The organism is Enterococcus sp. CSURQ0835 (genome assembly GCF_902706605.1).
GTDB lineage: Bacteria > Bacillota > Bacilli > Lactobacillales > Enterococcaceae > Enterococcus_A.
Genome location: NZ_CACSLH010000027.1, coordinates 1 through 13701 on the forward strand (window position 1 = coordinate 1; position 13701 = coordinate 13701).

Genomic DNA, 13701 nt, shown 5'->3' on the forward strand with positions numbered 1-13701 from the left:
GCAAGTGATTGCTTAAATGGTCACATAAAAAAATAAACTTCTATATTATCACCATCTACTTCTATTCGATCTACTACTTTCTCGATTAATTTACGCTTTTCTTCGAAAGTCAGTGTTTCATAACCCTCTAATAATTCCTTTAAGGATTTATCAAAACTTCTAGAATCTCTTTTCGTGTCTGCCTTTTGTAGTTTGCTTTTCAGTTGAATAATCAGTTGATTTAGATCTTCGGTTTTTTTATCCAGCACTTCAGTGGGGATTCGATCATTAAGATATAAATCTACTAGTTTTTCCTGCTGTGCTTTAGCCTTTTCTATCTCCTTAATTATTGAGCCATTTGAGTTTTTCACTACTTTTGTGTACTGCTTTGAACTAGCTCTATTTCGTATTTCTTCTATTATTTTTTGATCAAATGTTTCGCAACGAATACTTTTTGCTGAACAGCACCAGCCATTCTTTTTTTTGAATTTCCAAGTTTGAGCTGAGCACCGGTAGTACTGGTATTTGTAAACTTTGTTTTTCACCTTATGAGAACTTTCATAGCCATTATAGGCATGTCCACATTTTTTACAAATGGCTATGCCGGAAAATAAATAAGTATGTTGAAAAGCATTGCTATGCGGCCGAGCCGCAAGCATTCTTTGAACTTCATCATAATCTGATTGTGAAATTATCGCTTCATGTTTGGCATTGTAAACTTTTCCTTGGTATTTTTGTCGTCCTACATAGTATTCACTAGATAAACGTCGTCTGACAGTCGAATCCATAAATGTTTTACTATATGAAGGGAATTCTGCTGATAGCTGATTTACTATTGAATTAATAGTGCTACCGGATAAAAAAAGTTCAAACATCCTTCTAACTATAATTGCTTCTTCTTCGACGATGTTCAATTCTCCAGTATATTCATCATATTTATAACCAAAAGGAAATGCGCCACCTCCCATATAAAAACCACGTTTTACCCGTTCTAGCTTTCCCATAGCCATTCGCTCCGTAATATTGTCTCGTTCTAGCTGCGCAAATACTGATAAGATCCCAATCATTGCACGACCAAAGGAGGTGGTGGTATCAAAGGATTCCTGCATAGAAATAAAATCTACTTTATTTTTCAAAAATACATCTTCAATGAGATGCATTGTATTTTTTTGTGATCGTGAAAGACGGTCCAGTTTATAGACTAAGACAACATCTATTTTGTTGTCTTCTATATCTTGAATCATATCGAGAAGAGCCGGACGTTCCAATTTCGCTCCCGAAAAACCGCCATCTGCGTAGACTTTAGAAACATGAAAATCTTTTGCAGTGGAAAAAGCTCTCAATTTTTCTTCCTGGGCTTCCATTGAATAGCCATGTTTTTTCTGTTCGGGGGTAGACACTCGTATATAAAGTGCTGCACGTTTTGTTGTCATATTGAATCCACTCACTTTCTTTGTTAAAATGAGCATAACTAAATAAGCCTATGCTTCTAGGTGATTTATGTGATCACATCCACTCAAACTTTGGTCGGGGCGAGGGGTGTGTATTTTTTTATAATCCTAGTAATTCCTTTTTCTTCTTGTCGAATTCTTCTTGGGTGATAATCCCATCATCAGCAAGTGATTTATATTTTCTTAGTTCATCAGCTACAGACTCAGTTGAAGATGGCTTACTGTTACTCATCGCTCCAACCACCTCACTATGCTTATCTCCTTCTAAAGTGTTAATAATATAATCAAATCCGGATAGAGTTTCCTTCGCTTGCACTAAAATCTTCTCATATTTTTTATCCTTCTGCTGCTTCTTCTTAATAAAGTCGATTGTAGTAGATACCGGATTTCTGTTTTTAAAAGTCACTAGAATTTTTAAGCTTTCAACGAAGTTAGTTTGTTTTTTCTTTTTGGTAACTCCACCTAGCACGGCGCCGACGCCACCGAGCATTACACCACCGACAACTGCTCTGCCTACTCCTAAACCACCAGAAGTTACGGAACTTCCGTTTTCTAGCAGTTCATAGCTATTCAACTCATTAAAATGATAGGTATTATAAGTGTTATTTCCAATCTGAAATAGTTTTTTATTTTCATCAATAGAGATGACGCCATATTTTGCAGATTGTTTAAAATATCGAGAAGGGTGTTTAAGCAAGTCTTGATCAGGAGTGACGTCCTTGTTTAGTTTTGAAAATTCCTCTCTTTCTTCGTCAGTTAGTTCAGTATTATTTCTAATTTTCGCTTGTAGCGAAGTCAGTCTAGTTGCTTCCTTTGCGCTTTGTTTAACTGAATCCCAAAATCCCATAGTTTAATTCTCCATTTCTATATTAATACATACTTATATAACCTCAGAAGTGAGACTAACTAATTGTGTTCATATGAGCATTTAACTTGTGTAGCCCGAAAGGGTCTCTTCTACACAAAAGTATAAAGAGTTTCTAATTCCGTAATATTCCATAAATTTAATAGAATTAAGTTGCTCAAAATCCATTTCATTTTCCTCTAAATATACTTCAACTAAGATTCGAATGGCAGATATATTTGCTTCTGCTTCCATTTTTAATCGATTAGTCATAGTAGAAGAATAGAGAGAACTGTATGCCGCGTGGTTCCTCAAGACGTGTGATAACTCATGAGCAACAGCAAAATTTACATCATTGGTCTTTAGTAATTTAGCGTTTACTACGATGGCACCCTTTGCTGGCCAATAAAAACCACTTCGATCCATCTCTTCAAAAATCAAATCTAACCCTAACTCATCTAGTTTCCGTTTTAAACGGTAACTAACTTTATCATCCATTTAACTCAACTCACTTCTGTTTTCTATATGCTTTGATCACAGAGTTTAAAAAGTCCCTCTCTTCTGGTGTCACTGGTTTACCATCAAAAGAAAAGATTGTTGACTCGTCCTCCATGGGGACAATATTATCTCCGTTTAGATCTTTAGCTTGGTCAGCAATTCCTAGTAAGTAATCACTTGTGACATTTAAATAGCGAGCAACTTTAGCTAATTTATCTGCACTAGGAGCATTTTTTGCCCATTTTGAAATTGATCCGTTTGAAAGGTCATTAGCTCGTTCAATTTGCGCAATACTGATATTTTTTAACCTAGCTATCTCTTTGATTCGTTCGTACAAATCCATAATAATGAAACCTCCGAAAATTTTCTAGTAAAAATACTTGCATCCGAAAATTTTCTGTGATACTATTCAAATATACCAAAGCTGCCAGGCAAGGTATTTGCTAGAACCACGTCTTTAACAAATGCAAACTTAATGGAGTTTTATCGAACTTCACTAAGGCTTATTTCTTATGCTCTAAGTATAGAAAATTTTCTAAGTTTAGTCAATAAAAAGTTTGTGGTTCTAAGAGAATTTTCGGAGGTGAAATGATGATTTACGATGAGGTAAAAAAAATTGCGGAAAGGAAAGGGGTGTCGATTAGACAAATCGAACTGGATTTAAACTTTAGCAATGGCTCTATTTCGAAGTGGAATCAGTCGGAGCCAGCGGCTTCTAAAGTTGTGAAAGTTGCTCGGTATTTAGAAGTACCAATCAGCGTTTTATTAAATGGGTCAGGAGGAGAGAAAGAATGAAAACTTCTACTTTAAACATAAAGCTTTTTTGGGCAGATGGTACACCTATGAAAGAAGATGAGAAAATCCCGGATTCTATACAAAAAGCAGCGGTCGAAGCAGTGTTATTAACACAAGCAGAGAGGTTGAAGCAGAAAGGTGAGTAAGATGACAACAGAAAAAATCAAACGAACTAGCAAGTCTATCGCGCTGTTTAGTCTTGGTGCCGCTGCTACTGGTCACATGCCAAATTGGTTACTCGCGGCATTAGCTACGATCACATTTGGCTTGGCGATGGCTTACGACTTTGCAGATTGGGATGAAAAAGTTGCTGAGAGGAGGTGAGAAGATGAAAACCATTATTCAATATGCCCATAGGGAGAGTAAAGTGAAGTTTTTTATATCGGTCGTGAAACTTTTAGACAAGCGTTGGGCTATCTGCTCTGCAGAAAAATTAAGCTTAGACATCGCTGAAATGAAACAACTTGTTCTTTCGGATGAGCAAGCATGGTTTTGGAAAGAAATGCTGCCGATCGCAGAGAACAGAAAAAAGCTGCACCCGTCCGCCAACGAGTCCAGCCCAGAAAAATAATATTTTCAACTGCAGTATAACGCGAAATCAAACTTTTTTCAAAAAAAGCGAGGAAAAGAAGTTCCCAACTGATTATACCTATGTAACAAATTTTAAAAAAAAGGAGAGTATTAAATTTGCGAAAACTGAAACCACAAAATACGTACCGACATCTATTGAATTTTGTCGGAAAAGCAAGTGTTCGTCCTATCTTAGCTGGCGTACACATTACTAAAGAAGGGGATCTTGAAGCAACGGATAGTCACATCTTACTACGCTTGCTGAATCGCTTTTCTGCAGGAGACGACCGAGTGTTGGAGCTGAAAGAAATGCGATTAATTGAGGGGACTTACCCTGATACTAGCCGTTTAGTCCCCGCGAGCTTTGAATCATCTCTGCAATTTGATTCTGGAGAAGCAGTCAATGTGGTGAAATTTTTAAAGGCTTTAGATAAAGCTAGTGTGGTCCAACTCACTGCAAAAGAAGACAAGCTGCGGATAGAAGACATTCAAACGGGTGCTAACGAAACATTTAATTTGCTGTGGCAATCTGGAGGATCTGTCGATATGAATATTCAAGCAAAATACTTACAGCCTATGATGGCATTTATCGCTGATTGTATTGCCCAACCCGTTGAAATTGGCTACACCAGTTCAGTTCGACCCTTGGTTTTTAAAGTGGAAAACAATTTTGTCGGTCTCATTACACCAGTACGGAAAAAATAGGAGGAAGAACAAATGGCACAAATCAATTTGAATATTACGGCAGAAACACCCGAGGAGTTAAACGAAATTTTAAGTGGGTTGACGATCACTTCCACGGTTACAGGAGTGAATCCAGTAGATCCACACATTGAGAAAAAAGCAGAAAAAAAGCCCAAGAAAAAAACCTCTACGGAAAAGACTTCCGGGGAGAGTCCTTCTTCAAATGAGCCTGAAAAGTCTGCGACACAAGGAAAACATCCGAATGCCTCAAAAAAAGACGTCCAAGCCGCGATGAAAAAAGCGATGAATGATGGACACCGGGAGGCGGTTAAAACCGCGTTTGGGCGGTTCAACGCAGAAAAACTAAGCGATCTAAAAGAAGAGGATTATTCTGCCTTTTTAACGGATCTAGAAGCACTGGTAGGTGAGTAGACTTGCCTGAAGTTCATGCCAAGCTGAGTGCTAGTGGCGCAAAACGTTGGTTGGCTTGCACGCAGTCTCCCTCAATGGAAGAAGGATTATCTGATACTACCAGTGTTTACGCTGAAGAAGGGACTGCGGCACATTCGCTAGCCGAATTGAAGCTGCAGCACGAAACAGGAAAGATCACCAAACGAACGTTTACTGTTCGGTATAACAAGTTCAAAAAAGAGAATCCCTATTATAGCCCAGGGATGGATGATTTTGTAGACGAATATGTGGCACTGGTTTTAGAGCAACTCAATAGTTACGAATCAGCAGACATCGATCTCGAAGTACGCGTTGACTTTAGTCGTTGGGTTCCCAAAGGTTTTGGGACTAGTGACGTGGTAATCACTAGTGATGGTGTCATTGAAGTTATTGATCTGAAATATGGAAAAGGTGTCCCCGTAAAAGCGGATCATAACCCGCAAATCATGTTATATGGTTTGGGTGCTTATGCCGCATACGATATGATTTATGACTTTAAAATAGTTCGAATGACGATTGTTCAACCTCGGCTGGGAGACATTTCGACGTACGAAATGACAGTTGAGGACTTGTTGAAATGGGCGAATGACTGGGTCAAGCCTCGAGCTGACTTGGCGATGCGTGGTGCAGGAGAATTTGCACCCTCAGAGGAAACGTGTAAATGGTGTAAGGCCAAAGCTTTTTGCAAAGCTCGGGCTGAGAAGAACCTTGAGATCGCAAAATATGATTTTGAAGATCCCGTACAGTTAAGTGAACAAGACATTGCTGACATCTTGGGGCAGGCCAAAGAAATCGAGGGTTGGCTGAAAGATGTGAAAGAGTATAGCCTAACGCAAGCACGCGATCATGGGAAGAAGTTTCCGGGTTGGAAGCTGGTTGAAGGACGTAGCAATCGAAAAATTACAGATGAAAAAGCACTACTCTTTATTTTAGAGGCAGAAGGGTTTAAAGACGAGGATCTACTTAAGCCTAGATCCTTACAAACCCTGACCAAACTAGAAAAAACAGTTGGTAAGAAACAATTAACGGAACTAGCTGCTGATCTGATTATCAAACCAGAAGGCGCCCCAGTTTTAGTTTCAGAAGATGACAAGCGACCTGAATTGTCAGGCTTGGCATCAGCAAATAATGACTTTAACAATTAAACGAAAGAAGGAAAAGAATATGTCTAAATTAAATGGAACAAAAGTAGTAACGAATAAGGTACGGTTAAGCTTTGTACATGTTTTAGAGCCACACGCGTTTGAAGGGCAAGAGCCTAAATATTCTACGATGGTACTGATTCCAAAATCAGACAAAGAAACACTAGATAATATGAAAAAAGCGATTCAAGCAGCTTATGATGCGGCAAAATCTGACAAGTTAAAAGGCGTGAAATTTGAGAAATTAAAGACGACTTTACGTGATGCAGACGATGAGTTTGATACAGAAGAACAGCCAGAGTTTAAAGATATGATGTTCATTAACGTGTCTTCTAAAACCAAGCCGCAGGTTGTGAAACGAGAAGATGGGCTGCTCGTAAAAACAGATGATCCAGACGATATCTATAGTGGCGTGTATGCAATGGTATCCATGAACTTCTATGCCTATAACACGGCTGGAAATAAAGGAGTATCCGCCGGGCTGAATAATATTTTAACAACAGGTAAAGGAGATTATCTTGGTGGTCGTGCCAACGCTGAGTCAGACTTTAGCGATGTCGACTGGGAAGATGATGAGGATGATATGTTCAGCTAAAACAGAATAGGGGCGGCAACGTCCCTTTTTCTTTCAACAAAGGAGAGAGTATGGAGACCTTAAACATTGATATCGAAACTTATTCAGATCAGGACTTGCCGAAAGTGGGTGTTTACAAATATTGTGATAGTCCCAATTTTGAGATCTTGCTATTTGCCTATTCTATAGATGGCGGCGAAGTGGAATGCTTAGATTTAATTCACGAAGCATTACCTGATGAAATCGCACAAGCTATTTGCGATCCAAAAGTCTTGAAAATTGCATTTAATGCGCAGTTTGAACGTGTCTGCTTGTCCCGTTACTTGAATCATTTGTGGTTAGATCCTGCTCAGTGGCACTGTACGATGGTTCACTCGAATGAACTGGGGCTACCGGCTAGCTTAGGACAATGCGCAAGATACTTGAACATTGAGCAACAAAAGGATACCCGCGGAACACAACTGATTAACTATTTCTCAAAGCCGTGTAAACCGACTAAGGCAAATGGTATGCGAACTCGAAACTTGCCAGAGCATGATCCTGAAAAATGGCAGACTTTTACAGATTATTGTATTCAAGACGTACGAACTGAGATGGCGATTGCAGATAAGTTAAATCGTTTTCCGGTAAAAGAATCAGAGTGGGCGCTCTATACATTGGATCAGAAAATCAATGACCGTGGGGCTGAAATTGATCACGTCTTAGCTACTGCGGCTATTGAAATCATGGAAGAGTTGACCGATGAGAACCTAGAAAAAATGAAGCAGCTCACGAGATTAGAGAATCCTAACAGTTTAAAGCAATTCAAAGCGTGGCTAGTCGAACAGGGAACGCCTTTTGAAAAACTGGGTAAAGACCTAGTCGAAAAAGCCTTATCCCTGGGAAATTTACCTGATCATGTGGCAGAGGCATTGCGATTGCGGTTGAACCTGTCCAATTCTAGTACAAAAAAATATCTCATGATGGATGGTGCTCGGTGTAGCGATGGTCGGATTCACGGCATTCTGCAGTTTTATGGTGCGAATCGGACTGGGAGATGGGCTGGACGCTTGTTACAAGTTCAGAACTTGCCTCGAAATTACTTAGATGATATTGGTTTTGCTCGAGAGTTGGTTAAAGAAAAAGATACAGAAGCCATTTCTTGGTTTTATGATAGCGTGCCCGATACACTGAAACAGTTGATTCGTACGGGGCTTGTTGCGAAAGACGGGCATCGTTTCATCATCAGTGACTTTTCAGCCATTGAAGCCCGAGTGATTGCGTGGTATGCCAAACAGGACTGGGTCTTAGATGTGTTCAAGACTCATGGCAAGATCTACGAAGCAACAGCAGCGCAAATGTTCAGTTTAGGTGCTGTAGAAGACTATAACTGGAAAAGTCACGAAGGAAAAGATATGCGACAACGTGGTAAAATCGCTCAACTTGCTTTAGGTTATCAAGGGAGTGTGGGCGCTTTGAAAGCAATGGGGGCGTTAGAGCAGGGAATCCCTGAAAATGAGTTGCAAGATATCGTGGATCGTTGGCGTGATGCCAATAAGAAAATTGTCCATTTTTGGTATAACACCCAAAAAGCGGTAATTGATTGCCTTCAAAATGGTGGCGTAACGAAGGGACCAAAAGGATTGAAGTTTTTCAAGAAAGGTGGCTTCCTCTTTATTCAACTGCCTAGCGGTCGAAAGCTGGCATACGCAAAGGCACACTTAGAAGAGGGTAACTATGGACCTGCTGTCTTTTATGAAGGTCAAGGGGATAAAGTAGCTTTTACGAAACAGCAAACGTACGGTGGAAAACTGGTGGAAAATATTGTCCAGGCAACAGCACGGGATGTACTGGCAGAAGCAATGTTGCGCTTGGATCAAGAAGGCTTCCCAATTGTATTTCATATCCATGATGAGGCAGTGACTGAAGTACCTGACGGGAAAAAATCAGTAGAAGAAATGAACGAAGTGATGTCGGTTAACCCTGAATGGGCAAGAGATCTACCCTTAGCTGCTGCTGGGTTTGAAACAAAATATTATATGAAAGATTAGGTGGTTACGAGGTGATAATCTTAGCAGAGTTACTTTGGTTTATCATAGCTGGCATCGTTGGATTCCTGATCGGTAAGCATGTTTTTCTTCTACATGTCATGTCTGTGACTGAACGGGAACTGTTTCGACAAAAAGACATGTCGGTGGCTGAGAAAATTGGATGGAGTAGGTGCCAGCTATTTATTTTGGAGTTTTATAAAAGGATTGGAGAGGACTAGTAATGGACGGATTTGATTGGCTTCAACTTATTATCGTAATTTTTATTATTTTATTTTGGCTGGTAGCCGCAGGATTGGTGATTTATTTAGTGTTTCACCCAGCGTTGATCGGCGAATATATTGGAAAGATTATGGATGGAATTAAGAGTATTAACTGAGGATTTAACCAACTAAGAAAAGAGGAAGAGAAATGAATGAAAAACAGAAAAAAATTATTGAATGGTTGAAAAAAGAAGGACTAGACAAAAATGGTTTCCTTAATTCAATGGGAGATGTTGTCAATGCAACGGAATACTCATATCCCATTCTAGATGAGTTTGATAGCTTGAGCGATAAGGAATTTTGGGAAATGCTTCAAATTCTAAGTACAGATATTTTTGAATTTAGGAGAGAAGGTGTAGAAATGCTTTTGCCAATTAATGAATGTCCTTACTGTGGTAGCACTACGTTCTTTCGGAAAGACTACATGAGTGGTTCATCTTGCTATTATGCCAGTAGTCTTGGTGAAGCTGATAATAGTTACATGCATGATAATCTGCTGACTACTGAAGGGAAATGGTGGTACTGCGCTGAGTGCGAAAAGCGAGTATTCAAGAACGAAGAAGTGGAAGACTAATCCGCCAAAACACGCAGAAAACGCCGTCATAGACGGAGATAGTGGAATGATTAAACTCTGTAAAAAAGGTAAATTGCAAGAAGTAAAAAAAATAAAGATGCTAGAAATAAAATGTTACTAGTTTTTTTACCCTGAGTAATAGCGAATTCAGGAGAAAATCTATTATCTTTAAAGGTATTTCCAGAAAGAGCTTCTAGCCATTTGCCACGTCTGAATTGAACACCAAAGATAACGCAAAATAATGCAAAGAATAAGAAAAATAGTGAACCAAAGTATTTCACGATAATCACCTCTTTATTAAAATTATAGCAAATTATAAAAAAATAAAGTCCGTTAACCACCGATTTAGATGAAGATGATTAATCAACTAACCGCCAAGAAAGGAGAGATATTTTGGTAAACAATAAACCTGGAATGTCAGCAATTACTGTTGGGAAAGTGTTATATGGATACTGTTTTGGAATCGGAACTAAGAGACATGAGGAGTTCCACCAGTTTGAAATTGCAAAAGTGGGTCGTGATTACGTTTACGATAAGTCTGGTAGAAAAGTACGTTTGATGCTGGATAAACGTTACTACCCGCAATTTGATACATTGGTAGCACAAGATAATGACCCGAATCACCGCTACAAGTATTATATGACTCAGAAGGGCGCAGAAAAAGGACTCAAAGTGCGTAAATTGCGAATCCAACTTAGCATTAATGATTTTAGACAACCATCAGACGATGTGATTCTAAAAATAGCAAAACTTATGGAACTCGATTAGTCTATTAACCGCGCATTTAGTAGAAAGGAGAATGCAAATGGCAACAGTTAATCATCCAAGTCATTACAACACTGGATCATTTGAAGTCATTGACGTGATCGATGATGTAGCAATGCACTCTGGTTACGTGGTAGACGAGATGTTTTACGTTGGTAACGTGTTGAAATACGTGATGCGGGCGCCACATAAGAATGGTCTAGAGGATTTAAAAAAAGCTCGCTGGTATCTCGATCGGCTTATTAATAAGGAGGAAACTCGTGGGAAAGACTAAATCAAAAGTAAAAAAGAAAAAGCGCCGCTTAAAACAGAAGGCGGAGTTGAATGGCACAGCGAAAAAAAGAAAGGAAGGTTGGGATGGAGCAGCCAGCAAAGAAACAGAAGTTGAATTACGACGGCGAGATCCATCTCGCGATTGGTAACTCGAAAACCGCGAAAAAGTGGAAAAATAGAGAGATGGCGTGGTCGGATTTTTTAAAACGGCTGGATACACCAACGATCACACAAGAAACATTTGATGAGTATAAAAAGATGCCAAAATCACAACAAGACGCTGCAAAAGATGTTGGCGGTTTTGTTGGGGGCTGGTTGAAGCAAGGTGCCAGAAAACGAGGACACGCTCAACAGCGAAGTTTATTAACCCTTGATGCAGATAGTACGACGGTAGAATTTTGGGACGACGTGCAGTTACTTTTTGATCATGCAGCGGCAGTGTATACCACACACAGTCACATGGCGAAAGGGCCTCGCTATCGATTGATTATTCCATTAAGTCGCCCAGTTACGGCAGAAGAGTATGAACCGCTTGCGCGTAAAGTAGCCGAGATGTTTGGCATGGATAACTTTGATGACACGACGTATCAAGCCGAAAGATTGATGTTTTGGCCTAGTCATTCTATCGATGGGGATTATTTTGCGGACTACCAAGATCTATCTTGGCTAGATCCTGATGAAATTTTGAGTTTGTACGAGGACTGGCGTGATGCTAGTTTCTGGCCAGAATCTAGCAGGGGTCACTCCATTCGGGCGAGTCAGGCTAAAAAGGTGGGAGATCCACTCAGTAAGAAAGGTATTGTCGGGGCCTTCTGCCGTACGTATGACATCATCAGTGCGATTGAAACTTTTTTACCCGATGTGTATGGTCCGACTGGACATGAGGATCGTTGGACTTACTTAGGTGGATCTACCAGTGGCGGGCTAGTGATTTATGAAGATAAATTTGCTTACAGTCATCATGGAACTGACCCTGTAGGTGATCAACTGGTGAATGCCTTTGACCTTGTCCGAATTCAAAAATTTGGGGACTTAGACGAGGATGTTAAGGTGGGGACTAGAATTGACCGCTATCCGTCTTATAAGGCAATGCGTGATTTTGCAATGGATGACGAAGCTGTTAGAACTCTAATTCAGACAGAATCTTTGGAAAGTGCGATTAATGAGTTCGAAAGCGATTTTGAAGGGTTAGATGAAGAAGACAAAGACTGGTTCAAACATATGGATCTTGAAATTGATGAGTATGGTCAAATAAAAGCTTCTGCTCAGAACCTCGAAAAAATTATGCTCCGAGACCCTAATTTGAAAGAAAAGATCTTTCTCAATATCTTTTCTAATCGTATTGAAATCAGAAAAAATTTGCCTTGGCGTCGAGTTGACCAAGATAAGACCTGGAAAGATGCGGATGATGCCGGTTTACGGATCTACATTGAAAAGATTTATGGTATCGTCAGTCGAGGTAAAGTTGATGATGCTCTAATACAAGAGATAGAACGTAATTCATACGATCCTGTTAAGGAGTATCTTGAAAACCTTATTTGGGATAATAAGCCTCGGGTAGAGACTTTGCTTATTGACTATTTAGGCGCAGAGGATAACCCTTACAACCGTACTGTGACAAGAAAGTTTTTAGCAGCAGCAGTAGCACGAATTTTTGTCCCCGGCATAAAGTTTGATTACATGTTAGTAACGAGTGGTCCCCAAGGTATTGGGAAAACGTTACTACCCTCAAAGTTGGCGGGTCAGTGGTTTTCTAATAGTCTTGAGGGTGTGAGTGGAAAAGATGCCTATGAGGCTTTACAAGGTGTTTGGATTATGGAGATGGGGGAATTATCAGCAACGAAAAAAGCAGATATAGAAGCTACAAAGCATTTTATTTCTAAGCAGGAAGATATTTTTCGAGTGGCTTATGGTCGACATAAATCCTATTTTAAACGCCGTTGCGTATTTTGGGGAACTACTAATGATACAGAGTTTTTGAGAGATAAAACTGGAAACCGTCGATTTTGGCCAGTGGATGTAGGACAAAAAAAGATAAAGAAAAAAGTTTGGGAAATGTCTGAAGATGATCGTGACCAATTATGGGCTGAAGCCGTTGAACTGTGGCGAAATGGCGAAGAGCTGTATTTAAATGCGGAGCAGGAAAAACAAGCAATGGAGGCCCAAGAGATGCACACGGAAACTTCTTCGATGGAAGGTGAAATCCAAGAATTTTTAGAAATTAAGATAACAGAAGACTGGTATGAACGAAGTAAGCAAGATCGAAGAACATTTATTCAGGGCCGGTCAGACGATATCAGTGAAGGAGGGACCGTAGCCAGAAACCGTATCTGCATAGCAGAAGTTTGGAATGAGTTGTATGGAGGCGACTCGAAAAACATTCACCCAGCAAAAGCTGCAGAAATTCGCCAAATATTAACCCATTTGCCTGGGTGGTCAAAATACAAACTAGCACGGGGAAGACTGAAATTTGGCAAAGATTATGGGCTTCAAACGGCTTATGTGAGAGATCATGCAATGTAAATGTAAAAAAATAAAATCCTATTATATCAACGTTTCTGCGGTATCCATGTTTTTAAGGAATTGGATACCATGGATACTCTGCCTAGTATCCAAGTATCCATTAAAATTTGATTAGGATACCGCAGTGGATACCACTAAACCCCTTGTCGTGATAGGCATAACTGATGCAAGTATCCCAAGTATCCATAAATATCTATACTTATGGAAATGGTTAATATACGTATATATGGAGTATATGTAAATAGGTAAAACGGGGGTATTTACCTATACGCGCGCACGAGGATACTTT

20 protein-coding genes are annotated in these 13701 nt (G+C 39.7%); 15 read left to right on the plus strand and 5 right to left on the minus strand.

What is annotated here, in order from left to right; translation table 11 throughout:
• Window positions 1–20 precede the first annotated feature (20 nt).
• The 4 genes from GVJ38_RS10595 to GVJ38_RS10610 form a co-directional block, all read right to left on the minus strand.
• Window positions 21–1412: a recombinase family protein gene (locus GVJ38_RS10595; protein WP_159723137.1), complete on the minus strand. Its 1392-nt coding sequence runs from the start codon at window positions 1410–1412 to the stop codon at window positions 21–23.
• 118 nt (window positions 1413–1530) lie between these two features.
• A complete protein-coding gene (locus GVJ38_RS10600) occupies window positions 1531–2277 on the minus strand; it encodes an SHOCT domain-containing protein (protein WP_159723138.1) in 747 nt (248 codons plus the stop codon).
• Window positions 2278–2358: 81 nt separating this feature from the next.
• Entirely contained in the window at window positions 2359–2772 is a 414-nt protein-coding gene (locus GVJ38_RS10605; RefSeq protein ID WP_159723139.1) for an ImmA/IrrE family metallo-endopeptidase, read from the minus strand.
• Between the two features lie 10 nt (window positions 2773–2782).
• On the minus strand, window positions 2783–3115 hold the full coding sequence (locus GVJ38_RS10610; protein ID WP_159723140.1) for a helix-turn-helix domain-containing protein: 333 nt from the start codon (window positions 3113–3115) through the stop codon (window positions 2783–2785).
• A 245-nt stretch (window positions 3116–3360) separates the two neighbouring features.
• Between GVJ38_RS10610 and GVJ38_RS10615 the strand changes: the two genes are divergently transcribed.
• The 11 genes from GVJ38_RS10615 to GVJ38_RS10665 all read left to right on the plus strand — a co-directional run bounded on the left by GVJ38_RS10615 (window position 3361) and on the right by GVJ38_RS10665 (window position 9851).
• Window positions 3361–3567 (plus strand): helix-turn-helix transcriptional regulator, encoded by a 207-nt coding sequence (locus tag GVJ38_RS10615; RefSeq protein WP_159723141.1) that lies wholly within the window; start codon window positions 3361–3363, stop codon window positions 3565–3567.
• Complete coding sequence (locus tag GVJ38_RS10620) at window positions 3564–3713, plus strand: hypothetical protein (protein WP_159723142.1); 150 nt, start codon at window positions 3564–3566, stop codon at window positions 3711–3713. Before GVJ38_RS10615 ends, GVJ38_RS10620 begins: the two co-directional genes overlap by 4 nt.
• Window position 3714: 1 nt before the next feature.
• Window positions 3715–3891, plus strand: a complete 177-nt coding sequence (locus GVJ38_RS10625; protein ID WP_159723143.1) for a hypothetical protein — start codon at window positions 3715–3717, stop codon at window positions 3889–3891.
• Window positions 3892–3895: 4 nt separating this feature from the next.
• Window positions 3896–4138 (plus strand): hypothetical protein, encoded by a 243-nt coding sequence (locus GVJ38_RS10630; protein ID WP_159723144.1) that lies wholly within the window; start codon window positions 3896–3898, stop codon window positions 4136–4138.
• A gap of 116 nt (window positions 4139–4254) precedes the next feature.
• Complete coding sequence (locus GVJ38_RS10635) at window positions 4255–4842, plus strand: hypothetical protein (protein WP_159723145.1); 588 nt, start codon at window positions 4255–4257, stop codon at window positions 4840–4842.
• A 12-nt stretch (window positions 4843–4854) separates the two neighbouring features.
• The gene (locus tag GVJ38_RS10640; RefSeq protein ID WP_159723146.1) at window positions 4855–5253 is read left to right on the plus strand and encodes a hypothetical protein; all 399 of its coding nucleotides are present in this window, start codon (window positions 4855–4857) and stop codon (window positions 5251–5253) included.
• Window positions 5254–5255: 2 nt separating this feature from the next.
• The gene (locus GVJ38_RS10645) at window positions 5256–6416 is read left to right on the plus strand and encodes a DUF2800 domain-containing protein (protein ID WP_159723147.1); all 1161 of its coding nucleotides are present in this window, start codon (window positions 5256–5258) and stop codon (window positions 6414–6416) included.
• A 19-nt stretch (window positions 6417–6435) separates the two neighbouring features.
• Window positions 6436–7008 carry a DUF2815 family protein gene (locus GVJ38_RS10650; RefSeq protein WP_159723148.1) on the plus strand — a complete coding sequence of 191 codons (573 nt, stop codon included), beginning with the start codon at window positions 6436–6438 and terminating at the stop codon, window positions 7006–7008.
• 50 nt (window positions 7009–7058) lie between these two features.
• On the plus strand, window positions 7059–9017 hold the full coding sequence (locus GVJ38_RS10655; RefSeq protein WP_159723149.1) for a DNA polymerase: 1959 nt from the start codon (window positions 7059–7061) through the stop codon (window positions 9015–9017).
• A gap of 220 nt (window positions 9018–9237) precedes the next feature.
• Window positions 9238–9393 carry a hypothetical protein gene (locus GVJ38_RS10660; RefSeq protein WP_159723150.1) on the plus strand — a complete coding sequence of 52 codons (156 nt, stop codon included), beginning with the start codon at window positions 9238–9240 and terminating at the stop codon, window positions 9391–9393.
• Window positions 9394–9425: 32 nt separating this feature from the next.
• Window positions 9426–9851 (plus strand): hypothetical protein, encoded by a 426-nt coding sequence (locus GVJ38_RS10665; protein ID WP_159723151.1) that lies wholly within the window; start codon window positions 9426–9428, stop codon window positions 9849–9851.
• 50 nt (window positions 9852–9901) lie between these two features.
• On the opposite strand, the gene GVJ38_RS10670 is transcribed toward GVJ38_RS10665, so the two are convergent.
• Window positions 9902–10132, minus strand: a complete 231-nt coding sequence (locus GVJ38_RS10670) for a hypothetical protein (protein ID WP_159723152.1) — start codon at window positions 10130–10132, stop codon at window positions 9902–9904.
• Between the two features lie 112 nt (window positions 10133–10244).
• Between GVJ38_RS10670 and GVJ38_RS10675 the strand changes: the two genes are divergently transcribed.
• From GVJ38_RS10675 to GVJ38_RS10685, 4 genes are read left to right on the plus strand one after another with little or no spacing between them, the layout of a single operon-like run.
• Window positions 10245–10619, plus strand: coding sequence for a hypothetical protein (locus GVJ38_RS10675; RefSeq protein ID WP_159723153.1), 375 nt, complete (start codon window positions 10245–10247; stop codon window positions 10617–10619).
• 37 nt (window positions 10620–10656) lie between these two features.
• Window positions 10657–10890 carry a DUF3310 domain-containing protein gene (locus tag GVJ38_RS10680; protein ID WP_200849491.1) on the plus strand — a complete coding sequence of 78 codons (234 nt, stop codon included), beginning with the start codon at window positions 10657–10659 and terminating at the stop codon, window positions 10888–10890.
• Window positions 10877–11038 carry a hypothetical protein gene (locus GVJ38_RS14190; RefSeq protein ID WP_200849492.1) on the plus strand — a complete coding sequence of 54 codons (162 nt, stop codon included), beginning with the start codon at window positions 10877–10879 and terminating at the stop codon, window positions 11036–11038. Before GVJ38_RS10680 ends, GVJ38_RS14190 begins: the two co-directional genes overlap by 14 nt.
• The gene (locus GVJ38_RS10685; protein ID WP_159723155.1) at window positions 10974–13412 is read left to right on the plus strand and encodes a virulence-associated E family protein; all 2439 of its coding nucleotides are present in this window, start codon (window positions 10974–10976) and stop codon (window positions 13410–13412) included. Before GVJ38_RS14190 ends, GVJ38_RS10685 begins: the two co-directional genes overlap by 65 nt.
• The last annotated feature ends 289 nt before the right edge of the window (window positions 13413–13701 follow it).